We start from the raw sequence: 26,955 nt of genomic DNA, 5'->3' as shown, positions 1-26,955 counted from the left end.
TTATGTCTTCTAATTAAATAGATATTGACAAAATCACAAAATCTCTCCACGATAAATGAAAATTAATCTGACCAAACAATCCGGAATTTATACCTTGACTTCAGAGCAAGTCTTACCACTTTCATTAGAGAAAGCTTGGGAGTTTTTTACGTTCCCAGCGAACTTAGATAAGATTACGCCACCAGAAATGGAGTTTAGAATTACCAACAATCCACCAGCTAAAACATATAAGGGGCAAATTATCACTTATAAAATTGGAATTTTGCCCGGCATCAGTTCCAACTGGATTACAGAAATTACGCATTTGGAAGACAAAGAGTTTTTCGTGGATGAGCAGCGGTTCGGACCGTACGCAATGTGGCATCACGAACACCATTTTAAAGAAATTTCCGCCAATGAGGTCATGATGACAGATATTGTGAATTATAAACTACCGTTGGGGATGTTAGGAAATTTAGTTGCCGGAAAATTAGTAAACAATAAAGTTAAATTCATCTTTGAAAGTCGTTATAAAATCCTTAAAAAATTCCTGACCCCATGAAAATATTACTTACAGGCGTTACCGGTTACATTGGCAAAAGACTTCTGATACAGTTATTAGAAGAAGGTCATCATATCGTTTGTTCTGTAAGGGATAAAAATCGGTTTGGATTGAAATTATTTAAAGATAAAATAGATCAGATCGAAGTTATTGAAAATGATTTTTTAGATGAAGGAACTTTAAACAATATCCCGAAAGATATTGAGGTTGCCTATTACTTAATTCATTCCATGTCTTCTAGTGACGGTGACTTTAAAGAAAAGGAAAAAACTTCCGCGGATAATTTCAGAACAGCCTTAGAAAAAACCAATGTAAAACAAGTTATTTTTCTAACTGGAATTATTAACGAGGAAAAACTTTCAAAGCATTTAGAATCCCGGAAAGCAGTAGAAAAAGCTTTGGCTAGTTCAGTTTATGGATTAACAAGTCTTCGAGCTGGAATTATCGTTGGCTCCGGAAGTGCCTCCTTTGAAATCATCAGAGATTTGGTCGAAAAGTTACCAGTCATGGTAACACCGAAATGGCTGAATACCAAATGCCAACCGATTGCGATCAGAAATGTCATCCAGTTTTTAGTCGGCGTTCTGGGCAAAGAATTTACCTACAATGAGAATTATGATATCGCCGGAACCGACATTGTTACCTACAAACAAATGCTGCTTCAATATGCGGAAATTCGTGGATTGAAAAGAACTATTTTCATAGTGCCGATTATGACGCCCAGACTGTCTTCTTATTGGTTGTATTTCGTGACTTCCACCAGTTATTTTCTGGCTGTAAACTTAGTCGACAGTATGAAAGTTGATGTTGTGGCCACCAAAAATAATCTAGCAGAAAAATTAGATATTCATCTTTTTTCTTATCATGAAGCGATTCGTTTAGCCTTTGATAAAATCAAACAAAATGATGTTTTATCAAGTTGGTTCGATTCCTTTTCAAATCAGTTTCACAGTCGTAAAGTTTGGCAATATCTGGAAGTTCCCGAAGAAGGTTGTTTCAAAGATATTCGCAAAGAAAATGTAGATGATCCTGAAAAAGCCTTTGATCGCGTTTTTAGTATTGGTGGCAAAACTGGTTGGTATTACGCCGACTTTCTCTGGAGAATCAGAGGGTTTTTAGATAAACTTTTCGGAGGTGTTGGTCTAAGAAGAGGCCGCCGAAATATGAGTGATTTAGAAGCTGGAGATTCTGTTGATTTTTGGCGCGTTTTGTATGCCAACAGAGATGAAAAACGTCTATTGCTTTTTGCTGAAATGAAACTCCCCGGCGAAGCATGGTTAGAATTTACCATAAAGAATGGCGTATTGAAACAAGAAGCTACTTTTCGTCCGCTCGGATTATCTGGCAGATTATATTGGTATTCTGTTTTGCCTTTTCACGGCTTAATCTTTAACGGAATGCTGAAAAAACTGGCGGGGAAATAATTATTCTACCGCCACAGAGTCATCACCACGACCGTCTGCAACCGCCACTGCATTTCCATCTTCATCGATAATAATGAGTTCGGTTCGTCCGATTTTCGAAGTTCTTTCGATTTTATAATTATTTTTTTCTAAATCTTTAATGGTCGTTTCAGGGAAATTAGTTTCTACCAAAACGGATTCAGGCAACCATTGGTGATGAAATTTCGGCGTATTTACAGCCATATTCGGACTTAATTTAAAATCTACAATATTGACAATCGACTGATAAACCGAGGTTGGAATTGTTGTTCCGCCTGGAGTTCCCACAATAATATAGGGTTTAGAATTCTTCATCACAATCGTCGGCGTCATCGAACTCAACATTCTTTTTCCGGGTTGGATCGCATTTGCTTCTCCGCCAACGGCACCAAACATATTGGGAACGCCTGGCTTAACTGAAAAATCATCCATCTCATTATTTAATAAAAATCCACCGCCTGAAACCACAACTCTACTTCCATAAAGTCCGTTCAACGTCGTCGTAACTGCAACTGCATTTCCTTCTTTATCGATAACTGAAATATGCGTAGTTTCTGTCGATTCTTTGGGCTGAGCAATAATTTTCCCAACCGCAGAACTTGGAGTAGCGCGATTCATGGTGAAAGTCTTCCAGCGGTTTTTCAAATAATCATCAGAAATTAATAAGCTGGTTTGATCTTTAATAAAATCTGGATCGCCCATATATTCTGCCCGGTCAGCAAACGAACGACGTTCTGCTTCAACCATAATCTGAACGGCCTGTGTAGAATTTTGTTGGAACTGTTCTACCTTTTCGAAATTACTCATCTTCAGCATTTGGGCTAAAAGAATTCCACCACTTGAAGGCAATGGCATCGACACAATTTCGGTTTCTTTATAAGTAAATGAAAGAGGTTTTCTTTCGACAACTTTATAATTTTTTAAATCATTAAGAGTCACAATTCCGTTTCCACGTTTCATTTCATCTAAAATGAGCTGAGCTGTTTTTCCCTCATAAAATCCTTTCGCACCGTTCTTTTGAATTAATTTTAAAGTTCCAGCTAACTCTTTTTGAATTAAAAGATCGCCTTGTTTCCAAAGTGTTGATTTCTGAAATGCCGTGGTGTTTTTATTATGGAGCTGAAAATCTTTTTTAAATGTATTCAGTAAGCTGGCTTCTTTCTCGGTCACTGAAAAACCTTGTTCTGCCAAATCAATCGCCGGCTGAATCAATTTTTCCATCGGTAGTTTAGCATGTTTCAAAGTCGCATAAAATCCAGCTACTGATCCTGGAATTCCGACGGCTAAATGTCCATTTTGAGAAAGATCGGTATTCGGATTTCCTTTTTTATCCAAATACATATCTCGGAACGATTTCGCAGGTGCAGTTTCCCGAAAATCAATGGTGAATTTCTCACCCGAGTTTTTCACGCCAACTAAAAATCCGCCACCCGCAATATTTCCAGCTTGCGGATAAACTACTGCTAAAGCATATTGGGTTGCAATTACCGCATCGTAAGCGTTTCCACCCATTTTCATAATCTTTGCGCCCACTTCACTCGCCAAAGGATGTGCAGAAACAACCAGACCTTTATTCTTCGTGTGAATTTCTTTAACAATATTGATATCGGTGAACTGTGCAAAAGCAAATTGGGATAGTAATACGAAAGAGAGTAATAGCTTTTTCATGTATAAAAAATTTTATCAAAAATAAGAATTTAAAATTTATAGAATCAAAAAGAAATCTATTTATGTATTAAATAACAAATAGATGATTTTACTAATATTTATATACTGAATTTCTAAAAATATTATATATTTGACTAAGGATTTCCCCATTTAATGAATAAATAAAATAAAACCATGAGAAAAAATTACTATCAAGCCTTATTTTTAGGGAGTTTGTTAACATTTACTTCTTCCTATTCATTTGGTCAAGAGAAAGACTCTGTAAAAACCAAAAATATTGATGAAGTCAACTTGACAGTTGGGTCCAGAAATAAAAATCGCGTTGCAACTGATACACCAGTGCCCATCGATGTAATCAACATCGCCGCGCAGGGATACCTAAGCCCGCAGACGGATTTGAATCAAATACTAAATTTTGCTGCACCATCTTTTACTTCAAATACAACAACCGTTGCAGATGGAACAGATCATATCGATCCTGCTCAGTTGCGAGGTTTAGGACCTGATCAGGTTTTAGTTTTATTAAATGGAAAAAGAAGACACACCACGGCTTTAGTCAATATTAATGGAACGCCCGGCAGAGGATCGGTCGGAACTGATTTAAATGCAATCCCAGCTTTTGGCATTGAGCGATTAGAAGTCCTTCGAGATGGGGCTTCAGCACAATACGGCTCCGACGCAATTGCAGGAGTAATTAATGTCGTTATGAAAAAAGCAACTAATCAGTTAACGGCAGCGCTTACGGCCGGAAGCTTTAATTCAAAGGGATCGAACGATCACAATGGCGGTTGGGACGGCGGCAAGTACCAAGTGGATTTAAACTACGGGACAAAAATTGGTTCTGAAGGATTTATTAATTTCACGGGAAGTTTAATGACACGGGATGATACACGGCGGGCCAATCCCAGAACGGGAAACATATTTAATGCTTATAATGCCGTCGAGGAAAGAGCCTTGCAGGGCGGCGTTAATATTTCATCCTTATTTTCTAATATCAACAATACCCCTAATACTCAGCAAATTATTAGCGCAATTCATCAATATGCAGCGGGTATAGATTATTTTACGGCAGCGCAACAAACGGCAATTCAAAATGCCAATACCATCGCAGACTTACAGTCTAAACTTGGTTTTGATGTTACCGAAAATGAATTAGCCTACAGAGGTATGTCAAGAGAAGATTACAACATGAGAGTTGGCCAATCTAAATTGAAAAGCGGACAATTGTATATGAACTCAGAATTTGCACTAACGGATGGCATAAAAGGGTATGCCTTTGGAGGATATTCTTATCGAGATGGAAATGCAGCCGGTTTTTATAGATTGCCCAATCAATCTAGAACGGCAACATCAATATATCCCAATGGCTTCTTGCCAGAAATTGCCTCAGATGTTATTGATCTTTCCTTGGCTGGCGGAATCAAGGGTAATTTGGGAAAATTCAATTACGATTTGAGTAATACCTTTGGCAGAAACTCCTTCGATTACACCATTAAGAACACTGCGAATACGAGCATGGCTTACCCGAGTAAAACAGAATTTGATGCTGGCGCACTCGCCTTTTCTCAAAATACCATTAATGCCGATTTCGATACCAAGGTCGATGTTATGCAAGGCCTAAACTTAGCTTTTGGGGCGGAAGGTAGATTTGAAAATTTTAAAATCACGCAAGGTGAAAGAGATTCTTATGCATTGTATGATATAAATGGACTGATCCAAAGCCCTAGCACCGCAGGGAATTTAAAACCAACTGATTTTTTTGGAAGCACGAGGCCAGGAGGTGCGCAGGTTTTCCCTGGCTTTCGACCAGAAAATGCAGTGAGCAAAGATAGAAATTCGTTTGCAGTATATTCGGACAATGAGCTTGACATCACGGATAAATGGTTATTAAGTGCAGCGTTAAGATTTGAGAATTTCTCTGATTTTGGATCCACTTTCAATTATAAGTTAGCTACCAGATATAAAATTACGAACAACATCAATTTGCGAGGTGCGCATTCTACAGGATTTAGAGCGCCATCTTTACATCAGATTTCTTTCAATTCCACGTCCACGCAGTTTGTAGGTGGGACTGCTTTTGAAGTTGGAATTTTCACTAATGACTCGGAGCTTGCTAACTTATTGGGAATTACAAAACTAAAACAGGAAAAATCTGCGAGTTACTCTGCAGGATTTACCGCTAAAATTCCGCAGGCAAACTTGTCATTAACCGTCGATGGATATTATATTAAAATTAAAGATCGAATCACTTTAACCGATCAGTTCTCACCTACTCCAGTTACTCAAGCTGAGTTTACGAAAGCGGGAGCTACTGCGGCTGCTTTTTTTGCAAACGCAATTGATACTCAAACAAGAGGTATTGAAGGAGTTATTTCCCAAAAACTTAATTTTTCTAAATTCAAATTAAATAATGATTTTGCTTTAACGGTTTCAAAAACAAATAGAATTGGCGACATTCATTCTTCTGCTAAATTAAAAGCCTCTGGTCAGGAATCCCGTTACTACTCGGAAACCAGTCGCGTTTATTTGCAGGAATCGATTCCAAGATTTAAAGCCTCTTTGATCAATACAGTAGAATTTGACAAATTGAGTTTTTTAGTAAAGAATGTTTATTTTGGAAAAGTAACCGATCCTAATACTGTCGATGTGAATGGAAACGGACAGATTGATGCTATCGTCATCAATGGTCAAGCCATAGAAAATGAACATCCAGTTTGGGGAGGAAAAGTGATTACTGATTTATCGGTAGCGTACAAGTTTACGAAACAAATCAGCTTGACTCTTGGGGCAAATAATATTTTTGATATTTATCCGGATTTAAATTACGGACCAGTTTCTGCAAAAAGACCGGCAAGCGTTGATGCCAATGGAAATGTTGTTTATTCTGCAAATGCAAGCAGCGTTGATCTATCAAATGCCAACCAATTTGTCTATTCCCGAAACACTTCTCAGTTTGGTCAAAATGGAAGATATCTTTTTTTGAGAGCTAATTTAAGTTTTTAGGAAAATAAATAATAGGTAAAACTGCTTTGCAATTTGTGAAGCAGTTTTTTATTACGCTCACAATTGATTTAGAAACCAGGTCTTGCGACCCGACTTGAATGAAGCTCATTTTTTTAGCGTGGGAAATGCAAAGGCAAAAAATAGCGGGAATGGAAGGCGGAAATAGTCGCCCAAAAATTATTTGTGATTACTATTTCTTTTGAGAGTCGATTTTCTTAAATTTGCGTCAATCTAAAATCTAAAAATGAAATCCCAAACTGAAAAAATTCTTATCACCGGAGCCCTCGGACAGATTGGCACCGAACTTACCAATCGATTAGTTGAAATTCATGGCGCCGAAAATGTAGTCGCTTCAGGATTGGATCGTTGGGATAAAAATCTTACTACGGCAGGATTTTATGAGAGAATGGATGTTACCAATACGCAGCTAGTTCGCCAAGTCATCAAAGATTATGAAATTACAACGGTGTATCATTTGGCTTCATTACTTTCTGGCACCTCGGAAAAACAGCCGCTTTTTGCCTGGAAATTGAATATTGAACCATTGCTACAATTTTGTGAAATGGCTAAAGAAGGCTTGCTTCAGAAAATATTCTGGCCGAGTTCGATTGCTGTTTTTGGAACTGGGATTCCGAAAGAAAATGTAGGACAAGAAGTTGTTTTGAACCCAACAACCGTTTATGGAATTTCTAAAATGGCGGGCGAAAAATGGTGTGAATATTACCATACGAAATTTGGTGTTGATGTAAGAAGTATTCGTTATCCTGGGTTGATTTCCTGGAAAACGCCCGCTGGTGGTGGAACAACAGATTATGCCGTAGAAATTTTTTATGAAGCTGTGGAAGAGGGAAAATACACTAGTTTTATTTCTGAAAATACGGGAATGCCGATGTTATACATGAATGACGCGATTAAAGCAACGCTTGATTTGATGGCTGCTCCGAAAGAAAACCTAACGGTTCATACTGCTTATAATCTGGGTGGAATGTCTTTCACACCAAAGCAATTAGCAGAAGAAATCAAGAAAGAAATGCCTGATTTCACCATCGATTATAAACCAGATTTCCGTCAGGAAATTGCCGATTCTTGGCCAGCCTCGATTGATGATTCGGTTGCAAAAAAAGATTGGGGACTTTCTTACGATTATGGGATCACCGAAATGACGGAAGATATGTTGAAAAATCTTAAAATAAAGTTGGCGAAATAATCAACTCAACAAAATTTAATACCATCTGCAATATCAAAGGAATTACACCCAGTGATATTGCAGATTTTTTTTTATAATTTCACATCCTAACTTTCACTATGATTTTATTAACGTTTAATATTTTTAATACAGATCGTGTTTTTAAAAACACCTCCGCGCTGAGTGGTGATGAAATGTTGGAAATAACGATTCAAAATACCAAAGCTATTTTGAGAAGTTTGGAAAGTCAAGGAATTCTAGCGACGTTTTTCATAGAAATTTCTATCATTCCGAACATGCAGAAATTGATTAAAAAAATAATTAATGAAGGACATGAAATCTCCTTCTACAATATCGACTCAAGTTTAGAAACGATTGAACTTCATAAAAAGAACACCGAAGATTTAATTGGCAAACAAATTCGCGGAATCCGCATGAGATTAAATGACTTTGACTTAAACGACCTTCATCATTTGCGTTTTACTTATATCACTCTTGAGGAAGACACCACACTGATTTTTCCCTTTAAAAGGTTTGAGCGAAAAGCACCGTTCACAGAAGAAAATGGCTTGAGTATGCTGCATGAAAGTATTTCTCCCTATTCACAAATTCCCTACAGTGATTTTATTTTCCAGGTAATGCCAAATTCATTTTACCAAAGCATGGTGATTGAAACCATTAAAAAAGATGAATTTGTTTTGGTTTATGTAAACTCTTGGCAATTTTCAGATTTTGAAAAATATCGATTTGAAGTTCCTTTCTACAAAAAATATAATTCCGGTCAAAAACTACACGATAAACTGGATCATTTCCTTCGATGGATTAATGAAGAAGCGCTCGCTTTTTCGCGGGTAAAAGATTTTATTTTCTAAAATTTAGTTCTAAAATTACAATTTTTTACAATCCTTACTTTATTCATAAGTATTTATCAACAGTGTAGATCCATGCAACGAAGGCTTCTTCAAACAAGTTGAAGACTAAACTTTGGATGTTGAAAGCTTAACTGTTTCTAATGCGAATAAATTTCAGGTCAAAGTAAATTGGCTTCTGGAGTTTATGTTGTTAACATACAAACTGAAGAAGGAATTCATCTGTGAAAGTTGTTAAAAAATAATTACAATTGATTTTTACAAAAGAAGGTTTGCTCATTGCAGACCTTTTGTTTGGTTTAAATTAATGACCGTTTAAGTTAAAAGAACCGTTGAAAAATTATATTTTTGCAGGATGCGAAGTCTCTTTATCCTTGTTCGCCAATCCATCAAAAAATCTTTTGATAACATTCACAACGAAAAATTGAAGCACAATTTGCTTCAGGCCATTCCGTTTTGGATTGGTTCATTTATCACTGGAATCTTCGCCGTCTTCTATGCCCAGCTTTTTCAATGGGGAGAAAATCTGATGCATGCCATGATGAACTGGCACAGTTGGCTCATCTTCATTGTTGCGCCAGTTGCTTTTGTATCGTCGTGGTGGTTGGTCAAGAGATTTGCGCCGTATGCCAAAGGAAGCGGAATTCCACAAGTGATGGCCGCCGTGGAATTAGCCAATCCGAAGGAACATTACAAAATTTCTCGATTACTTAGTATTAAAATTATTTTGTTCAAAGTTCTTTCTTCTATTATTTTAGTGATAGGTGGTGGCGCGGTTGGGCGGGAAGGTCCGACCATACAAATTGCTGGATCAGTCTTTCGAAAAGTCAACGAATATCTGCCGGACTGGTGGCCAAAGATTTCTAAGAAAAACATGATTATGACTGGCGCCGCAGCTGGACTTTCCGCAGCCTTCAATACCCCACTTGGCGGAATTGTGTTTGCGGTAGAAGAACTTTCAAAAACGCATATTAATTATTTCAAAACGGCATTATTCACCGCGGTAATTATTGCGGGTTTAACCGCTCAAACTTTTGCCGGTTCGTATTTATATTTGGGATATCCTAAAACCAGCGACATCAGCATGATGATTATATTTCCAGTGATTTTGGTCTCTGGAATTTCGGGAGTTTTTGCCAGTCAACTTTCTCGACTTATGCTTGGAATCAGCAATTGGAAAAAAAGATTAAAAACAGATCTTTCCAATGTTATTTTCTTAGTTATTTCGGCATTAATCATCGCATCACTAGCTTACTTCATCAACCAGGAAATTCTGGGTTCAGGGAAAGGAATTATGCAACGGGTTCTTTTTACGGAAAATAAAAATGAAGCTTGGTATATGCCGCTGTTTAGAATGCTTGGTCCTGCTTTATCATTTACTTCTGGTGGCGCGGGTGGAATTTTCGCGCCAGCTTTAGCAGCCGGAGCAAGTATGGGCGCGGTCGTAGCGGGTTGGATTAATTTAACACCGCACGAAACCAATGTAGTTATCCTAGCAGGAATGGTTGCTTTTCTGACTGGAATCACTCGTGCACCATTTACTTCTTCAATTATTGTTTTGGAAATGACCGACCGCCACAGTTTGATTTTCTATCTCATGCTCGCCGGTATGGTTTCGTCGCTCATCTCTGTCTTGGTAAGCAAACACTCGCTCTATGACCAATTAAAAGTGATGTATCTCCACGAATTACGCAAATAATCAGGAGCCACAAAACCGTTTTTTCTTACCCATTCACACCCGCTCTCCACTATACCTGTGTGCCGACAGGCAGGTCTTTTTTTCATCGTTCCTCCTTAAAAAAGCATGTCGTTTCGATCGGGACCAGAATTAGGACAGTGCTTCCTAGTTTTCAGACGATACTATTTAAGCAGTAAAACATGTTTTAAAATACTAAAATATCCAGTCAAATATTTATGTTTCTTTTGTATTTTGTTTTTAGAATGTCAAGGTTTTGTATCTTTATTCGCTGTTGAAAAATTGAAGTTTTTGCTATTCAACACAAGAATCATGACGAAGGTTTAATATTAATTTTATGCTATGAAATCTAAAAAACATTTCCTAACCGTCCTCGGAATATTTCTGATTTTACCGTTGATGAAGGCACAGAGTTTATTGCCAAAACTTCAAAAATTATTTGGGCAAGAAAATGTCATTTATGTAGACTCAAGTGCTTACAGAGAATATTATAGAATTAATATTCCACAGCTGATCGATCACAATGATCCTACAAAAGGAACTTTTTTAAATAGAATTTTATTAGGTTTCAATGATGACTCAGCTCCCGTGGTCATGGAATCTGGTCCTTATGGCTTTTATCCTTTTCAGGAAAAGATCACCTATAAAACTGAACTTACCCAACTGCTCGATGCCAATCAAATTATCGTGGAGCATCGCTATTTTGGTAAATCAATTCCAGATTCTACGTCCCTCAAATATTTGACTTATAAGCAAACCAGTGATGACTTTCATTATATCAGGAAAAAACTTAATACTATATTTCCAAAGAAATGGATAGCAACTGGACACAGCAAAGGTGGTGATGCTGTTTTCGCCTACAAATATTATTATCCAAATGATGTAGAGGCAACTGTTGCGTATGGTATTTCGACGACACTTGCGGCAGAAGACATCCGTTTTCAGAATTATATCGCTACACAAAGAAGTACAGAAGATGGAAAAAAAATATTTCAGGATCAACTCTATCTTTTAAAGAATAAGAAGCGATTATTACCTGCTTTTATCAAATTCAATGAAAAGGTGCAAAAATTATTCAATATAGATTATGGAACTTATGATGCAGAAACAATGTTTGACTATGCTGTTCTGGATTTGGATGCTTGGTTATGGCAAACCTTTGGCAATTATGATTCATTAACAAAACAGCTGACGACAAACGATAAAGAGCTTCGGGAAATGGGCATCCAGCCAGAAACTTCGTTAATAACATTACAGGATAAGCTCGTTTATTTTTTAGATTTAAGCGCTTTGGAACAGAGAAGTAAAACGCATCTCTATCAAGCTTTTTCTGAAGGCGGATATTATGGTTATGATGAAAGACCATTCGCGAAATATTTAAAAAACAAAGATTATCCACTTTCATTTTTTGCGGACGAGAAAACGAATTTTGACCCAACTTTTCGTCAGGGACAACAGCAGTGGGCAGCCACGGACATGGAGCATTTTATGTTAATTATAGGTGATACCGATCCTTGGGGAATTTGCTGTCCTATTCCTTTTCCCAAAGATAAAGACAATTTGAAATTAGTATTGAAAAATTCCAGTCATTCTACCAAATTAAAAGATTTTGATTCAGCTACCCGAGAAGCGGCTTTACAAAAATTAAAAAGTTGGTTAAAGTCAGAATGATGTAATGAATTTAGTAAGGGAAAAGTTTATTTAACAATTAAATATTTCCAAAATCGACAATAAGTAATTCATGATAACGGCAACTTTCTGTAATGGGAAAGATAAGCGATCATTGGCAGAATTGAATCTGAGTTCAAAATATAAGTTAATCTATAATAACTTACTGTCTAAATAAGTAATTTCTTAGGCTCTATCGTATAAAAATCAGGTTTAATCCATTCGTTTTCTTGCATGTTAAGAAAAGAAGTTATATTTTTGCACCTCGAAATAATTAACAATATTAATTAACATTATGAACAATTACGAAACTGTTTTCATTTTAACTCCCGTTCTATCTGACGCACAGGTGGAGGAAGCAGTAAAAAAATTCGAAGACTTATTGACTTCAAACAATTGCGAAATCGTTGCCAAAGAAAACTGGGGACTAAAAAAATTGGCGTATCCAATTCAATTAAAAAAGAATGGATTCTACACTTTGATCGAATTCAAAGGTGAAGGAACTGTAGTAGCAGATTTAGAACTTGCGTACAAACGTGACGAAAGAGTAATCCGTTACCTTACTACAAAACTTGACAAACACGCGATCGAGTATGCGGTAACAAGAAGAACGAAAGTGAAAACTGCGAAAGTTTAATTTTAACCCTTAAAACAAGAAAAGACATGGCAATAGATGATATGGCTAAACAAGCCTCAGCAGGAGGAGAATCTGAAGTGAGATTTTTAACTCCGCTTGACATTAATACAAAATCTGATAAGAAATACTGTAGATTCAAAAAATTCGGAATCAAACATGTTGATTATAAAGATCCTAACTTCCTTCTTCAGTTTGTGAACGAACAAGGTAAAATTTTACCAAGAAGATATACAGGAACTTCTTTGAAATACCAAAGAAAAGTATCTGCAGCGATCAAAAGAGCTAGACACTTGTCAATGATGCCTTACGTGGCGGATCTTTTGAAATAAGACCAATAGATAAAAGAATAAAGAGAGAAACTTAATTTCGATTAAGTTTCTTTTTTAAAACTTTTGTTGCTGATTTATAAAATTAATTCTAACGATTTTTAGATATAAGAAATTCTCTTTTTCTAAAACAAAAACGGACAACAACAATGGACATTATCCTAAAAAAAGACGTAGAAAACTTAGGACTTGAGTTTGATACAGTAAGTGTAAAGCCTGGTTATGCAAGAAACTTCTTGTTACCACAAGGTTTAGCGCTTTTGGCTACGCCAAAAAACAAAGCCTCTTTAGCAGAAACTCTTGAAGCTAGAAAAGACGAAGAAGCTAAATTAGTTGCGGCTGCAAATGCAATCGTAGAACAATTGAAGAAAACAAATATCACTATTGCAACCAAAGTTGGTTCAGGTGACAAATTGTTTGGTTCAATCAACAATGCTAATCTTTCTGAAGAATTATCTAAAGTAGGGGTGCAAGTTGACAAAAAATACATCAAGATTCCAGGGAACAACATTAAGAGAACTGGTAAATCTACTGCCGTAATTAGACTTCACAGAGATGTAGAGTACAGTTATGAATTCGAAATTGTTTCTGATGCTCCACCAGTGGTAGAAGCTCCGAAACCAGTTGCGAAACCTAAAGCAGTTGCTACGGAAGAAGAAACTCCAGCTGAAGAAGCCTAAGAGTTTTTGAAATATTTAAAATCCGTTATCATTTAGTTGATAGCGGATTTTTTTTGGTTTAAAGGGAAGGGGAATTTTGAATGGTGAATGGTGAATGGTGAATGGTGAATGGTGAATGGTGAAATTTAAAACATAAAGAATCCTGAGAAAGTAATCTTGCCTAACCTTGTCAAGGTTTTAAACCTTGACAAGGTTGATTTTAATTAGAGTTTAACAGAAGGCCAATACCACTTCAAAAAGACCCTAATTAGAAAGAGATACTCCACTCGCTGATGGTGTCGTTTCAATCATTTCATTCTTTAAGTTCTTCTAAGCCAAAATACTTTATAAATCCAATCGATAAATTAATCATAAAAAAACTTCAGAAATTAATCTGAAGTTTTCTATTTATAGAATTGCGTTCTATTAAGAAATATTAATATTTCGCAACTGGTGTTTTTACATTTCCTAAAATATCCGGGAAGTAGTAATCGGCCAGATGTTCGAATTCATCTCCGCGCATAAACATGCTTGCATCAACTTGATTGTAAGACGATTTACCAGCAGCTCCAATAAGCTCATTACAGGTACGCAAGGTGTTTTTGTGGAAGTGATATACTCTTTCACTCTTATCGGTAACGTCTAATCCCTTAATCAACATTTTATCTTGAGTGGCTACTCCAGTCGGACAAGTATTGGTATTACATCTTAAAGCCTGAATACAACCTAAAGCGAACATAAATCCACGTGCGTTATTACACATATCGGCTCCCATCGCAATGGCTCGTAGAATATCAAGCGATGTCAATACTTTACCACTTGCAATAACTTTCAATTTATCTCTAACGTTGAAATTATTTAAAGTTCTATTAACGAAAATTAAAGCAGGTTCTAATGGCATCCCAACTCCATCAGAGAATTCTGGCGGCGCAGCTCCTGTGCCACCTTCGGCTCCATCGATGGTAATAAAATCTGGATAGATTTTAAGGACATTCATCTGAGCACAAATTTCTTCGAACTCTCTGGTATCACCGATACATAATTTGAAACCAACTGGTTTCCCACCTGACAAATCTCTCAGTTCTTTTACAAATTTTAATAAGCCTGCAGCATCAGCAAAAGCAGAATGCGAGGGCGGAGAAATTATGGTCATTCCAGGTTGTACGTGGCGAATAGCCGCAATTTCTGGCGTATTCTTAGAACCTGGTAAAACACCACCGTGTCCTGGTTTTGCACCTTGAGACAGTTTTATTTCAATCAATTTTACTGCAGGAATAGAAACATTTTTGGTAAATATTTCCGGTGAAAATCGACCGTTATCATCTCTACAACCGAAATATCCGGTTCCAATCTGCCAGCATAAATCACCACCTTCTAAGTGGTAAGGCGAAATTCCACCTTCTCCCGTATTATGGAAGAAACCTCCCTTTTTTGCGCCACGATTAAGTGCCATCTGAGCACGATCACTTAAAGATCCAAAACTCATTGCTGAGATATTAAAAATAGAAGCGTGATACTTTTGGGTACATTGGTCGCCACCCAACCATACTGTTGGTAATTCTTCGGAAGCTGACTTCGCATAGATGGAATGTTTTATTCCTTCGTATTTTCTATTATTAATTTCGAGTTGTGTCCCGAAAGGCACTGTATCACTAATGTTTTTAGCTCTTCTGTAGGCCGCAGAACGTTCGTTCCGTGGGAAAGGTTTTCCGTCGGTCTCTCTCTCAATGAAATATTGTTGCATTTCTGGTGAGATTTCTTCGAAGAAATATCTGAAATAACCTAATACCGGGAAGTTACGAAGAATAGCATGTTTGGTCTGGTAACTATTATACAGTCCCAAAGCGTAAATACAAGTAAGCAGAATCGGAATCCAATAGTGCGTTTTTATCAATATTGATATTACCCACGTTATCACCAGAAGTACTAGGCCCCACCTAATGAATTTTTCTCTCATTATAAATTTTTTATTTAGTGCCCCAAAAATAATAATAATAAACGGACTAAAAAAACCACTTTCACTATTTTGGATGAACCTTCAATGGATACTTTCTATATTACTTATTCCACTGAATTTTTTGCGTTTTTACCTGTTCAGAATCGGTCCCAATCATGATATCAAACTCCCCTGCTTCCCAGTCATATTTCAAAGCATTATTATAAAATTTTAAATCTTCGGGAGAAATTGCAAAGATGATTTTCTTGGTTTCCCCTTTCTTTAAAAAAACTTTCTGAAAGCCTTTTAATTCTTTTACAGGTCGCGTGATACTTCCGACAATGTCTCTGATGTACAACTGAACCACTTCTGCTCCATCATAATTACCAGTATTGGTAAGATTAATAGAAGCTTGAATCTTTTGATTTCCTTTTGGATTCAAATTGGAAACTTGGATCTCTGAATAATTAAACTGGGTATAACTTAAACCAAAACCGAACTGATAAAGCGGCGTGTTGCACTCATCCATAAAGTTGGAACGAAACCTTTCATATTCACATTTATCTGTGTTTTCTTTGCTTAAAGGTCGACCCGTATTTTTATGATTATAGTACAAAGGAACTTGTCCCAAACTTCTTGGGAAGGTCATTGGCAATTTTCCGGACGGATTTACTTTACCAAAAAGCACATCGGCGATAGCATTCCCGGCTTCACTTCCAGAAAACCAAACATTTAAAATGGCATCCGGCGTGTCTTTAATATTGGTTAGAGCTAGAGGTCTTCCCGTAAATAATACGACAGCAATTGGTTTTCCAGTTTTCTTTAATTCATTTAACAAATCAACTTGGGATACCGGAATATCAATTTCAGTTCTTGAGGAAGATTCGCCACTCATTTCAGCACTTTCACCAATCGCTAAAACAATTACGTCTGATTTTTTAGCAATATCAATGGCTTCTTTTAACAACACTTCTTTTGAACGATTATCACGGTCGGTCAATTTACCGTGAGCCGCGTAAATATTTTCTAGTTTTTCGCTGTAATCGATGTTTGATCCTTTCGCTGAAAGAAACTTGACCTCTTTTCCGAAATTATCCTGCAATCCTTTCATCAAAGAAATTGCTTTCGCATGGTCAGCACCAACGCTCCAGGTTCCAGTCATATTAAGAGAATTATTAACCAACGGCCCAATAACGGCAACGGTTCCTCCTTTTTTCAATGGTAAAACCTGATTATCATTTTTCATTAGTACCATCGATTGGGCGGCAGTATTTCTGGCAGCAGCTCTATTTTCTGCGCTAAAAACTTCCTTCTTCGCCAACGCTACATTTCCATATCGGTAAGGATCTTCAAAAAGTCCTAAATCATATTTGGCATCTAGAATCCTTTTAGCTGCAAGTGTAATTTCGGCTTCTGTTACTTTGCCTTCTTTTAAAGATTTTTTTAGCGTTGTTAAAAAACCTTCGCCGACCATATCCATATCGACTCCAGCTTTTAAAGCTAAAGCAGAAACTTGCTGCAAATCTCCCATTCCATGATCGATCATTTCATTGATCCCAGTGTAATCACTTACGACAAAACCATCGAAACCCCACATTCCCCGTAATACATCGGTTTGTAACCATCTGTTTCCCGTGGCTGGAATTCCATCGACTTCATTGAAGGAAGCCATCACGGTGCCTACTCCTGCGTCTATTGCTGCTTTGTATGGAGCAAAATACTCATTGAACATTCTGAGGTGACTCATGTCGACCGTATTATAATCTCTACCCGCTTCTCCAGCTCCGTATAAAGCGAAATGTTTCACACACGCCAATATGGTATTGCTTAAAGACAAATCCTTGCCTTGATATCCGTAAACCATGGCTTTTGCGATTTCACTCCCGAGGTAGGGATCTTCACCAGAACCTTCGGAAACACGTCCCCATCTTGGTTCGCGAGAAATATCAGTCATCGGAGAAAAAGTCCAAGAAATACCATCAGCGGTAGCTTCTCGAGCGGCAATTCTAGCGGATTGCTGAATTAAATCCATGTCAAACGAGGCTGATAATCCCAACGGAATTGGAAAGGTCGTTTCATAACCGTGAATGACATCCATTCCGAATAGGAGTGGAATTTTTAAACGGCTTTTTTCGACTGCAACTTTTTGAACGGCTCTGATTTTTTCAGCTCCTTTGATATTGAAAAGTCCACCGACCAATCCTTGTTCTATTTTTTTACCAATATCAGAGCTTTGGGCCAAACCAGTCGTAAAATCTCCAGCACTTGGAAGATTGAGTTGTCCGATTTTTTCATCTAAAGTCATTTTCGCCAGCAGTGATTCTACAAAAGCTTTTTTGTTGGCTTTATATTGACTGGTCTGGAAAGACTGCACTGGCTTATTGACCATATCTTGCCCGATGACCAGACTCGATAAAGCTATGGCGGCGAGTAAAACTAATTTTTTCATTTTAATTAAATTTCGTTTATTTCTTTTCTTTATTTTTCTTTTGAGCAAGCATCCATTCGTACAACTTCGGATTCGAGTACGTGGAATCCCAAGAATTGTGATTATCATCTGGAAAAATGGTAAGCTCTATATTTTTATTTACTTTTTTAATTTCCTGATAAATTTCGATAGAATTCATGGGCGACACAATATCATCATTTCCACCGTGAAAAATCTTCATCGGCAAATCTTTGTACTGTGAAGCACGAACTTTCATCAACCGATCGACTGGAGGACAGACTGCAACGACTGCAGAAAAAAGTTCGGGATGTTCCATGGCTAATTTCAAGGTTCCCCAACCACCCATGGATAAGCCTGTGAGCATAATTCGGGAATCATCAATTTGATATTTCTGCTGAATTTCTTTGATTAAATAATAAACTGCTTCGGTATCCCACCAAACATCTTTCGGACATTGAGGTGCTAAAATAGCGACTGGTTCTGGAAATAAATTTTTGTAGGTAAAAGGACTGTGTGCTTTTACCAAATATAAATTGTCTCCTCGTTCCCCTGACCCATGCAGAAAAACCATCAAAGGAACTTTTCCCTTCCTATTTTCTGGATAGTCCAAAATATAGGAAATCTTTTGTTCCTTTTTTATTTCCTTTTTGAAATCAGCTTTAATTTCTTGGGCTGTCGTATTGAGAAACAGTCCGAAGAGAAAAAAGAATATATATTTTAATTGGTGTTTCATATTTTAATATTTAAAATAAATCTCTAGCCCCGATTGCAACGGCATCCTTTTTCTTTTTAGCAGTGGGAAAAGCTTTGGCAAAAGAAAAAGATAAAGTGGAAAGCGGGATTTAGCTCCTAAAAATTATTACACTAGGTTCTATTTAATGTTATATTTTGTCGATTTGAAATTCAATTTTTTTAATCCCTCTTGAATTTCGGGCGCATTCATAAAAAGATTCCAAAGCAATCCTGTTCGATAATTTTCGATCATCGGTGAAATTGTTCCCTGATCGATGGCCAAATATCTCGGGGTAAACCAATTGTCATAATGAATAGAAGTAGCATCGTACGGACCCGCAGAGCCGATAAATTCTGGTTTCTCTGTATACAGAAATCTTAAAAAAGCCATCGATTCTTTTGGTGTATAAGGAAAACTACTTAGCGCCGCAGTGGGATTAATAACTCCATTATCATTGATGGGTGTATGAGCGGTATAGCCCACGGAACCGTCTTTATTTCTGGTATATCCAGCAGAAAGTCCCCAATAATTGGAACCATATCCTGCCCAATTATTAGGATTTTCAACGCAATATTTATAATCAATCAGCACGTGATTTTTATTAAGATCGAAATAATTGGACACGTATTGATCAGACAAACCTGTAGGATCCAGACCAAGATAAGAATATTGCGCCCAAAAAAGTGGCCCGCCATATTCCTCTGCACCATTGTGCTTGACGTACATTGATAATTTATACTTTGTTTGATTAGTGGTGTACGTTCCGTTTCTGGTCCAACCTTGATCGTACGTTTCAGCATCGATTGAATAGGTTGGCGAAGATGCTGCTAAAATATAAGTTACTAAAGTTTCATCATATCCTTTTAAAGGGAAATTCATATCCCAGCCATAAGTTGGCGACCAGTGCCAATAGAGCGTTTTCTCACCGCCTTTGGTGTACCAATTCCACTCCACTCCTTTCCAGAGGTTGTCCATTTTTTGGGCAAGAATTTTCTCTTCTTGATTTCCATTTTTAAAGTATTCTCGCACTGAAATAATTCCTTGGACTAAAAAGGCGGTTTCGACGAGATCACCGCCATTATCTTTTTTACCAAAAGGAACTGTTTTGCCAGTTTCGCCATTAATCCAATGCGACCAAGCGCCATGATGTCGATCTGAATTTTCCAGAAAATCTGCCATGGTTGTCAAGCGCTGCACCGCTTCTTTTCGGGGAACAAATTTTCTTTCAATTCCAACAATAATGCTCATCATACCAAATCCTGAGCCTCCAGTTGTAATGATATTTTTATTATTTTGTGGATAAATATTGTCTTCATGATAGCGTTCTCTAGCCAGCTTAGAAGTTGGTTCGGCATAATCCCAAAAGTACTTCAAAGCGTCTTGCTGTACTTTTGTCATTAGTTGTTCGTCAGTCGCCTTTCTTAAATCACCTTTAAATGTTACTGGTCGTACACTTTCACATGATAGTAAAGGTAATAAGAAGAGGATGACAATTAGAACTGCTTTTTTCATAGATACTTTTTATCGTTTTAAACTTTGATTTTTAAATCCTTAAAAAATTAAAATCCGTGTTGGGTAGAATGAAAACCCAGTTTTACTAATCCTGCTTTTACATCAGGAGCATTCATAAATAAATTCCACAAAAAAGCTGATTTATGATTTTCGATCATGGGGGAAATTGGTCCCTGATCGATGGCCAAATATCTTGGGGTCAGCCAATTGTAATGAACTGAATACGCATCATAGGGTCCAGCTACACCAACATATTTAGAATAATTTTCATTATAAAGAAAACGTAAATAATTCATACTTTCTGTAGGAGTGTAAGGCAAACTTGAAATGGCAGCTGTGGGAGTAATTAAACCTAAATCATTGCTTGGCTGATGCGCTGAGTAACCAGTTGTCCCATCTAAATTACGGCTATAACTCGCAGTTAAACCCCAGTTTTTGGCGCTGTAACCAGCCCAGTTTTTCGGATTCTCGATAGCGTATTGATGCATTATTTTAGCGTGATTCGCTGTAGCGACTCCGTAATTTACATAGTCATCTGTCAATCCGCGAGGATCTAATCCCAGGAAAGAATAATGCGAGAAAAACATGGGACCTACAGTTCCCGAAGCTCCATTATGATTGACAACTAACGGTATCCCGTATTTTGAGGCAGAAGTTTTAATGGTTCCATTTCGAGCCCAACCTTGTTGGTAAACCGATTTATCAATAGTATAAGTTGGTGAAGCTGCAGCTAAAACATAAGTGATTAAGGTTTCGTCGTACCCTTGCAATTTTAGATTCATTTGAAAATCATAATTCGGGGACCAATGCCAATGTAAAACGTTTTGATTTTGGGTGTACCAGTTCCATTCTACCCCTTCCCAAAGCGCATCTGCCTTTTGCGAAAGTGCAATTTCAGAACTAGTCATAGAATTTTTAAAGTATTCGCGGATGCAAATTAAACCTTGCACCAGAAATGCAGTTTCGACTAAATCTCCACCATTGTCCATGGTACTAAATGGGAGAACGCTTCCAGTATTTCCATTAATCCAATGAGGCCAAGCGCCATGAAAACGGTCGGCGGTTTGCAGAAAATTCAGTGAGGTTGTCAAGCGAGAAACCGCTTCCGCCCGGGAAATATATCCATTTTTAATACCCACCAAAATAGTCATCAAGCCAAAGCCAGAGCCTCCCGTGGTAACCACCGATGCATCGAGACCAGGATTATCGGTATGGTAACGTTCTCTTGCTAATTTCGAATTTACCTCAGCATAATCCCAAAAATATCTGGTGACTTCTTTCTGAGTAATGTCGATAATTTGGGGATCGGTGTAAACGGTAGCTGTTGGAGGTTCAACTGTTGGCGGTGCAATAACTAATTCTCTATCTCCACTAGAACAACTGCCACAGCTTAATGCTATGGCAGTTGCTAGATAGATATTTAGATTACTAAATTTCATCTATTTCTTTTTGGTAAACAAAGTCTGAACTTCTGCTGCAGACAATGGTGTAGTGTACATTCTAAACTGGTCGATTCCGCCAGTCCAAGAATTTTTTAACCAATCATCTCCATTACTTGCGATTTCGTCTGGCGTAAATTCCTGAGGTCCCGCCCCAATTTTCAAACCTGTGATTTTCGAAGGTTCTAAGACAACGTTGCCGTGACCTGCCCATTCCGATGTTGTTTTTGGTTGACCATCTACATATAAGGTCATTACAGAAGTGCTACCATTATAAACAAATGCTAAATGATGCCAGTTTCCATCAAAAATTCCGGCGACAAATCCTGTTGGAGCCCATGGAACCCATTCGAACCATTTTTCATCTGTTTTGTCCTTAACAAAAAATTTAACAATAGGTTCAGCTACCGAACCTTCAGTTAGTAAAAACATTGAGCCACCAGACCAGTGGTAATTATCAACGGCAGGCATGCTGAAAACATGATCTGTTTTCATCACACTTTTTTTTGTCCAGACAGAAACGGTAAAACTTCCGGCATTTTGTGCAAAGTCGTTGGCATTCGAGTACTTGATATATTTATAATTCGCACCTTGTACGCCTTTACCTTTTGCTCCATCCATTGAAGCTAAAGGATTATCATTTGGAAATTTCGCTTTGACACTGTCCACGGCATTCATCAAAGGATTGTTTGTAGTTCCGTCAAAAGCGACGTAAAACTTCAAGGGTCCGCCCGGAGCGTTAATATCCTTCGGATAATCAGCATCTAATTCAGGTCGATCTAAATTTTGACATGAGATTGCCAAAACAGATAAACTGAATAGACTTATTATTTTTATTAATTTATTTTTCATTGTAGTCGTAATTAATAGTTAGGATTTTGAATAAGTACTCCTTGAGATTTATCAATCGCCCCTTGAGGAATCGGGAAATATTTATTTCTGTCCGTATACCCAAGTGACGCTAAAACAGTGTTGGCATCTTGCCATCTTACAAGATCATAAAATCTTTCGAACTCCATTCCAAACTCGACACGTCTTTCTTGCTTGATTGCATTTCGCAGGCTTCCCTGATCGGCAGCGGTGGTGTTAGACAATCCAGCTCTTGCCCGTATTTTGTTCAAATGCATTGCAGCAGTCGCAGATTGTCCCAATTCATTTGATGCTTCGGCTGCAATTAGTAAAACATCCGCATATCTAATGAATTTAATATTTTCCCAATAATTCTTACCAGTTGCATATTTCACTCTTTCTGCAGGTCTCGTATATGCTTTTCCGTTCCAATACTTCTGGGCCAAGGGAGGTGAATCAGGTAATACGAGATTTGGTGAGTTATAGATATCTGGTCCGCCTGACACTAATATGCTTGTTTTTTTACGTAGATCACCAGGTTCATAAGCTCCAACTAATCCAAGAGAAGGAACATTGAATCCCCAGCCTAAGTCCCATTCACCAGATCCTCTCACTCCTTGTGACTCGAAGAAATTGTTGGTGTATTTCTTAGGAAAGTCATAAGTCATCTGAACTTCAAAGATTGATTCCTTAGAATTGTTTCCATCTAAAGTGAACTCTGTATCATATGAAGGATTTAGCATATAAACATTTGAATTAATGACTGCATCCGCAAACTGTAACGATTTAGTATAGTCCTTCTGATAAAGATATAATTTTGCTAACAGCGTGTTGGCTAGCCCAGAAGTTGCTCTTCCTAGATAAGCACTTGGCCACTGTCCTGGCAATATATCTTTGGATTCCAGTAAATCTTTAATAATCTGTGCATCAACTTGGGCGATGGTATTCTTAGCTGCAACCTCATCTGCCGGCACATCAATTGTTTTTAAATTAAGGGGCACTTCACCATAATCTCTTCTCAATTCAAAGAAACAATATGCACGAATTACCTTGGCTTCAGCGACGTTGATCGCAGTTCCAGCTGAAGTATCACCCGATTCTGCAGCATCGTTAATGAGTTCGTTTGCATCGTAAATAATTTTATAATGACCATTCCAGTTTCCACCGATATGTCCATTGGAGGCGCTGTAGGCAAAATTATTAAACACATTTCCGTCTGCAGCTGCGTCCGAAGCGGTGCTTCCCTTTTCATTATCATCAGCACGAATAGCGTGCGTCCAAACATATGTAAAATCACTTACCCCTCCTTGTTCTCTTAAGCCGGCATATAAACCGAAAGCTTGCGCTTCAAATCCACCAACTGTTACCTCATCACCAACAGGTCTTCCCTCAGGTTTTAAATCTAACCAGTCATCTCCACAACTTTGAAAAGAAATGGCCGCAACAGATAGCGCTCCTGTCAGCATTATATTTTTTAATATTTTATAATTCATTTTGTAATTTTTTAAAAGGTTGCATTGATACCTACACTTGCAATTCTTGGATTCGGATATCCACTGTTATTGTATCCATATTCCACTGCGCTACCACCAAACTCTGGCGTAAAACTGTTGACGTGATCCCATGTTTTAAGATTTTGCACGTTGACATACAGCTTAAGAGCCTGTAACTTCAAGCCAGAAATTAAATCTTTATTAAAATTATATCCTGCCTGAACATTTCTGATTCTGAAGAAACTTCCGTCTTCAATCATGTAGTCAGAAGGAAGAGCGTTATAGCCAGATCCTGTATAACTTCTCGGTTCCCAGTTTGATGTTCCTGGTCCGGTCCAACGATCCATTCTTTCCTCTCTATAATTGAAAGGTGCGAAGGAACTTCCATTGCCCCAGCTTCGATATACTTCATTTCCATAAACACCGTAGAAATCTGCATTTAAAAACCAGCCTTTATAATCTCCACCTAGACTGAATCCGTAAGTGAAATCAGGAGTCGGATCTCCAATTATTGTTCGGTCATCTGCTGAGATTTTACCGTCTCCATTAAGATCACGGTATTTAAAATCACCTGGAGCAACATCACCAATTGTAGAAGGTGCATGTCCTAAGATATCCGCGTAAGATTGGTAAATTCCTTCAACCTGATAGCCGTAGAAAGATCCAATCGGCGAACCTTGCTGATAAATAGATGAACCAAAATAACCGATATATCCATCATTAAGTGTTTTTAAAACTTCAGTTTTAGTGGTCGTAAGATTCCCATTAAAATAATAGGTGAAGTTTTCTGCAATACGATCTTTCCAACCTGCGGTAAATTCAAAACCTTTGGCCTCAATGGATCCTGCGTTTAAAAAGTAATCTGGATTACCATCAACTCGATTTAACAAATCTTGCGTTTGTTTATTATAGTATGCAGCATCCAAGGATAGTCTCCTATTGAGCATCATCGATTCGAAACCGAATTCGTAGGATTTTAAATGTTCCCATTTCAAATCAGAAGCTTCTTCAAATTCTTTAATGAAAGCAGGATACAAGTTGCCGTTGAAAACTCCCGTTCCACCTTCTACATAAACAGGATACCCAAAGTAATTGTAGAAAGAATTCTGATTTCCTAAATCACCATAAGAACCTTTCACTTTTAAGTAATTAAGAAAAGTAACATTCTCCATGAAAGATTCTTTTGTCACTTCCCAAGCTCCACCGACTGCCCAAAAGGTATCAAATCTATTGCCTGGAGCTAAAGCTGAGGATCCATCTCTTCTCAATGAAGCATTTAATAAATATTTATTTTGAAAACTGTATAGCGCACGTCCAAAGTAAGATACATTTCTTCTTTTGCTCTGCCCGGTGTTTAAAGTCTTGGTCGTAGAATCTACAAAATCACTATTCAAATACCAAAAACGTGGATTGTTTGGAATTTGCCCCAAAGGATTTGATAGTCCTCCTTTCGCACTACCTGACATTGAGTTGGTGTCTAAACTGATGGTTTCAAATCCTGCCATCAAAGTTAAATCATGGGAGCCAAATTTGTTTTTGTACGTTAATAGTTGATTTTGTTGAAACTCAATAAGTCTATTTTCATACTGACTTACGCTTGTTAAAGCCTGTCCGTCGGCGAGAGCCTTCGTATTAGTCTCTGGTATATAAATATTGAAAACTGGTTGATATCCGCGACCGAAACCGCTTGCATAATTCACGAAGAAATTAGATCGAAACGTAAAATTATTAAAGAAATCAAATTCCACATACATATTAGGATTGAATTGTAAATTCCTATTAAGTTGCGTATATCTTCTTCCTTCCACTTGTGCTAAAGGATTTGCAATTTGGGCAGCACCGATTTCCTGTGGTAAAGAATTATAAAGTCCATAAAACTCGCCAGGTATCATATTAATAGGCGATACAACTGGTGTTGCATTTAACGCTCCGCTAAAGCCACTAAGTTGTGGCAATTTGGCATATGATCCAGTTAAACCAAACCCAGCACGAAGTTTATCGCTAATCTTTAAATCATCATTAAATTTAAGCGTCATTCGGCTGTAATCTTCAAATTTAATCGAACCTTCTTCTTCGTGATAACCAAAAGAGAAACTGACCCTATTTTTATCGCTTCCATTCGAAATCGTTACGTTATGCTGACTGATGATCCCACCTTTTTTTGCGATCTGATCGATCCAATTGGTATCTGCATTAAAAATATTGAATTTGTCGTAAGCTGGTAACCCTTGATTAGCTAAATCTTCATTATAAAGAATTTTGAATTGTTCAGCATTTGTAATATCTGGTCTGTTATCCATCGACTTCACACCAAGAGATGAACTTAAGTTGACCGTCGTGCGTCCTGTTTTTCCTCTTTTTGTAGTCACAATAATGGCTCCGTTTGCGCCTTTATTACCAAAAATTGCCAAAGACGATGGATCCTTCAAGATTTCCATTGATTCAATATCCGCTGGATTTAAAAAATCAATGTTGTTGGCAAATACTCCATCTACGATATAGACAGGTTGTGTCTGTCCGATTGTGACGGTACCTCTAATTCTAACATCTGCTTGCGAACCAGGCTGACCCGAATTTACAATTGATAGACCAGCTACTTTCCCTTGTAATGAGTTTACGGGATTTGCGGCAGGTTTATCATTAATCTCTTCTCCACTAACCTTTGCGATGGTCCCAGTAAGATCCCTCTTTTTTGCAGATCCATACCCAATAACAATCACTTCCTCAATTTTTTGTTCTTTGAGCGTAGTGTCTTGTCTCACCTCTTGTCCACTCACGCTGATACCGAAGTACATCGCTGCGATTAAACAAGGAAACCTTAAATTACTGTGTTTCATATATTAAGTTTT

General features: G+C 37.6%; 19 protein-coding genes. 10 read left to right on the top strand and 9 right to left on the bottom strand.

The genetic code is table 11. The annotated features are described in order from the left end of the window. Positions 1 to 55: 55 nt before the first annotated feature. Together BMX49_RS10100 and BMX49_RS10095 are read left to right on the top strand one after the other, a co-directional pair. Positions 56 to 541, top strand: coding sequence for an SRPBCC family protein (locus BMX49_RS10100; RefSeq protein ID WP_034720414.1), 486 nt, complete (start codon positions 56 to 58; stop codon positions 539 to 541). Then, positions 538 to 1,965: an SDR family oxidoreductase gene (locus tag BMX49_RS10095; protein ID WP_034720412.1), complete on the top strand. Its 1,428-nt coding sequence runs from the start codon at positions 538 to 540 to the stop codon at positions 1,963 to 1,965. The genes BMX49_RS10100 and BMX49_RS10095 overlap by 4 nt, the downstream gene beginning before the upstream one ends. Here BMX49_RS10095 and ggt read toward each other — a convergent pair whose 3' ends face one another. Then, entirely contained in the window at positions 1,966 to 3,651 is a 1,686-nt protein-coding gene (ggt, locus tag BMX49_RS10090; protein WP_034720411.1) for a gamma-glutamyltransferase, read from the bottom strand. A gap of 174 nt (positions 3,652 to 3,825) precedes the next feature. Here ggt and BMX49_RS10085 point away from each other — a divergent pair, with 174 nt between their 5' ends. From BMX49_RS10085 to rplI, 8 genes are all read left to right on the top strand, one after another. Next, positions 3,826 to 6,654, top strand: a complete 2,829-nt coding sequence (locus BMX49_RS10085; protein ID WP_034720409.1) for a TonB-dependent receptor plug domain-containing protein — start codon at positions 3,826 to 3,828, stop codon at positions 6,652 to 6,654. Between the two features lie 244 nt (positions 6,655 to 6,898). Next, entirely contained in the window at positions 6,899 to 7,861 is a 963-nt protein-coding gene (locus BMX49_RS10080; protein WP_034720406.1) for an NAD-dependent epimerase/dehydratase family protein, read from the top strand. 98 nt (positions 7,862 to 7,959) lie between these two features. Continuing rightward, complete coding sequence (locus BMX49_RS10075) at positions 7,960 to 8,712, top strand: polysaccharide deacetylase family protein (protein ID WP_034720404.1); 753 nt, start codon at positions 7,960 to 7,962, stop codon at positions 8,710 to 8,712. Positions 8,713 to 9,064: 352 nt separating this feature from the next. Beyond that, the gene (locus BMX49_RS10070) at positions 9,065 to 10,408 is read left to right on the top strand and encodes a chloride channel protein (protein WP_034720402.1); all 1,344 of its coding nucleotides are present in this window, start codon (positions 9,065 to 9,067) and stop codon (positions 10,406 to 10,408) included. 339 nt (positions 10,409 to 10,747) lie between these two features. Then, positions 10,748 to 12,076, top strand: coding sequence for a S28 family serine protease (locus BMX49_RS10065; protein ID WP_034720401.1), 1,329 nt, complete (start codon positions 10,748 to 10,750; stop codon positions 12,074 to 12,076). A 292-nt stretch (positions 12,077 to 12,368) separates the two neighbouring features. Continuing rightward, entirely contained in the window at positions 12,369 to 12,710 is a 342-nt protein-coding gene (gene rpsF / locus BMX49_RS10060; RefSeq protein ID WP_034720398.1) for a 30S ribosomal protein S6, read from the top strand. A 26-nt stretch (positions 12,711 to 12,736) separates the two neighbouring features. Continuing rightward, a complete protein-coding gene (gene rpsR, locus BMX49_RS10055; protein ID WP_034720397.1) occupies positions 12,737 to 13,039 on the top strand; it encodes a 30S ribosomal protein S18 in 303 nt (100 codons plus the stop codon). 146 nt (positions 13,040 to 13,185) lie between these two features. Next, on the top strand, positions 13,186 to 13,716 hold the full coding sequence (gene rplI / locus BMX49_RS10050; protein ID WP_034720395.1) for a 50S ribosomal protein L9: 531 nt from the start codon (positions 13,186 to 13,188) through the stop codon (positions 13,714 to 13,716). A gap of 415 nt (positions 13,717 to 14,131) precedes the next feature. Here rplI and BMX49_RS10045 read toward each other — a convergent pair whose 3' ends face one another. The 8 genes from BMX49_RS10045 to BMX49_RS10010 all read right to left on the bottom strand — a co-directional run bounded on the left by BMX49_RS10045 (position 14,132) and on the right by BMX49_RS10010 (position 26,943). Further along, positions 14,132 to 15,652 (bottom strand): FMN-binding glutamate synthase family protein, encoded by a 1,521-nt coding sequence (locus BMX49_RS10045; protein WP_034720393.1) that lies wholly within the window; start codon positions 15,650 to 15,652, stop codon positions 14,132 to 14,134. Between the two features lie 100 nt (positions 15,653 to 15,752). Next, positions 15,753 to 18,080 carry a beta-glucosidase BglX gene (gene bglX / locus BMX49_RS10040; RefSeq protein WP_034721498.1) on the bottom strand — a complete coding sequence of 776 codons (2,328 nt, stop codon included), beginning with the start codon at positions 18,078 to 18,080 and terminating at the stop codon, positions 15,753 to 15,755. 16 nt (positions 18,081 to 18,096) lie between these two features. Further along, positions 18,097 to 18,813, bottom strand: a complete 717-nt coding sequence (locus BMX49_RS10035) for a carboxylesterase family protein (RefSeq protein ID WP_034720392.1) — start codon at positions 18,811 to 18,813, stop codon at positions 18,097 to 18,099. A 138-nt stretch (positions 18,814 to 18,951) separates the two neighbouring features. Further along, a complete protein-coding gene (locus BMX49_RS10030; RefSeq protein ID WP_034720391.1) occupies positions 18,952 to 20,325 on the bottom strand; it encodes a glucoamylase family protein in 1,374 nt (457 codons plus the stop codon). 47 nt (positions 20,326 to 20,372) lie between these two features. Continuing rightward, a complete protein-coding gene (locus BMX49_RS10025; protein WP_034720389.1) occupies positions 20,373 to 21,764 on the bottom strand; it encodes a glucoamylase family protein in 1,392 nt (463 codons plus the stop codon). After that, complete coding sequence (locus BMX49_RS10020) at positions 21,765 to 22,616, bottom strand: LamG domain-containing protein (protein WP_034720387.1); 852 nt, start codon at positions 22,614 to 22,616, stop codon at positions 21,765 to 21,767. Between the two features lie 11 nt (positions 22,617 to 22,627). Then, positions 22,628 to 24,106 carry a RagB/SusD family nutrient uptake outer membrane protein gene (locus tag BMX49_RS10015; RefSeq protein WP_051803823.1) on the bottom strand — a complete coding sequence of 493 codons (1,479 nt, stop codon included), beginning with the start codon at positions 24,104 to 24,106 and terminating at the stop codon, positions 22,628 to 22,630. Between the two features lie 11 nt (positions 24,107 to 24,117). After that, complete coding sequence (locus BMX49_RS10010; protein WP_034720385.1) at positions 24,118 to 26,943, bottom strand: SusC/RagA family TonB-linked outer membrane protein; 2,826 nt, start codon at positions 26,941 to 26,943, stop codon at positions 24,118 to 24,120. Positions 26,944 to 26,955: the final 12 nt, after the last annotated feature.

This window comes from Kaistella antarctica (genome assembly GCF_900109615.1).
GTDB classification, from domain to species: domain Bacteria; phylum Bacteroidota; class Bacteroidia; order Flavobacteriales; family Weeksellaceae; genus Kaistella; species Kaistella antarctica.
This window is presented reverse-complemented; position numbering and strand designations above follow the sequence as displayed.

What these genes read in the sequence shown, in the direction of transcription:
- BMX49_RS10100 (WP_034720414.1), top strand. Translation starts at nt 56, where the DNA reads ATGAAAATTAATCTGACCAAACAATCCGGAATTTATACCTTGACTTCA.
- BMX49_RS10095 (WP_034720412.1), top strand. Translation starts at nt 538, where the DNA reads ATGAAAATATTACTTACAGGCGTTACCGGTTACATTGGCAAAAGACTT.
- ggt (WP_034720411.1), bottom strand. Translation starts at nt 3,651, where the DNA reads ATGAAAAAGCTATTACTCTCTTTCGTATTACTATCCCAATTTGCTTTT.
- BMX49_RS10085 (WP_034720409.1), top strand. Translation starts at nt 3,826, where the DNA reads ATGAGAAAAAATTACTATCAAGCCTTATTTTTAGGGAGTTTGTTAACA.
- BMX49_RS10080 (WP_034720406.1), top strand. Translation starts at nt 6,899, where the DNA reads ATGAAATCCCAAACTGAAAAAATTCTTATCACCGGAGCCCTCGGACAG.
- BMX49_RS10075 (WP_034720404.1), top strand. Translation starts at nt 7,960, where the DNA reads ATGATTTTATTAACGTTTAATATTTTTAATACAGATCGTGTTTTTAAA.
- BMX49_RS10070 (WP_034720402.1), top strand. Translation starts at nt 9,065, where the DNA reads ATGCGAAGTCTCTTTATCCTTGTTCGCCAATCCATCAAAAAATCTTTT.
- BMX49_RS10065 (WP_034720401.1), top strand. Translation starts at nt 10,748, where the DNA reads ATGAAATCTAAAAAACATTTCCTAACCGTCCTCGGAATATTTCTGATT.
- rpsF (WP_034720398.1), top strand. Translation starts at nt 12,369, where the DNA reads ATGAACAATTACGAAACTGTTTTCATTTTAACTCCCGTTCTATCTGAC.
- rpsR (WP_034720397.1), top strand. Translation starts at nt 12,737, where the DNA reads ATGGCAATAGATGATATGGCTAAACAAGCCTCAGCAGGAGGAGAATCT.
- rplI (WP_034720395.1), top strand. Translation starts at nt 13,186, where the DNA reads ATGGACATTATCCTAAAAAAAGACGTAGAAAACTTAGGACTTGAGTTT.
- BMX49_RS10045 (WP_034720393.1), bottom strand. Translation starts at nt 15,652, where the DNA reads ATGAGAGAAAAATTCATTAGGTGGGGCCTAGTACTTCTGGTGATAACG.
- bglX (WP_034721498.1), bottom strand. Translation starts at nt 18,080, where the DNA reads ATGAAAAAATTAGTTTTACTCGCCGCCATAGCTTTATCGAGTCTGGTC.
- BMX49_RS10035 (WP_034720392.1), bottom strand. Translation starts at nt 18,813, where the DNA reads ATGAAACACCAATTAAAATATATATTCTTTTTTCTCTTCGGACTGTTT.
- BMX49_RS10030 (WP_034720391.1), bottom strand. Translation starts at nt 20,325, where the DNA reads ATGAAAAAAGCAGTTCTAATTGTCATCCTCTTCTTATTACCTTTACTA.
- BMX49_RS10025 (WP_034720389.1), bottom strand. Translation starts at nt 21,764, where the DNA reads ATGAAATTTAGTAATCTAAATATCTATCTAGCAACTGCCATAGCATTA.
- BMX49_RS10020 (WP_034720387.1), bottom strand. Translation starts at nt 22,616, where the DNA reads ATGAAAAATAAATTAATAAAAATAATAAGTCTATTCAGTTTATCTGTT.
- BMX49_RS10015 (WP_051803823.1), bottom strand. Translation starts at nt 24,106, where the DNA reads ATGAATTATAAAATATTAAAAAATATAATGCTGACAGGAGCGCTATCT.
- BMX49_RS10010 (WP_034720385.1), bottom strand. Translation starts at nt 26,943, where the DNA reads ATGAAACACAGTAATTTAAGGTTTCCTTGTTTAATCGCAGCGATGTAC.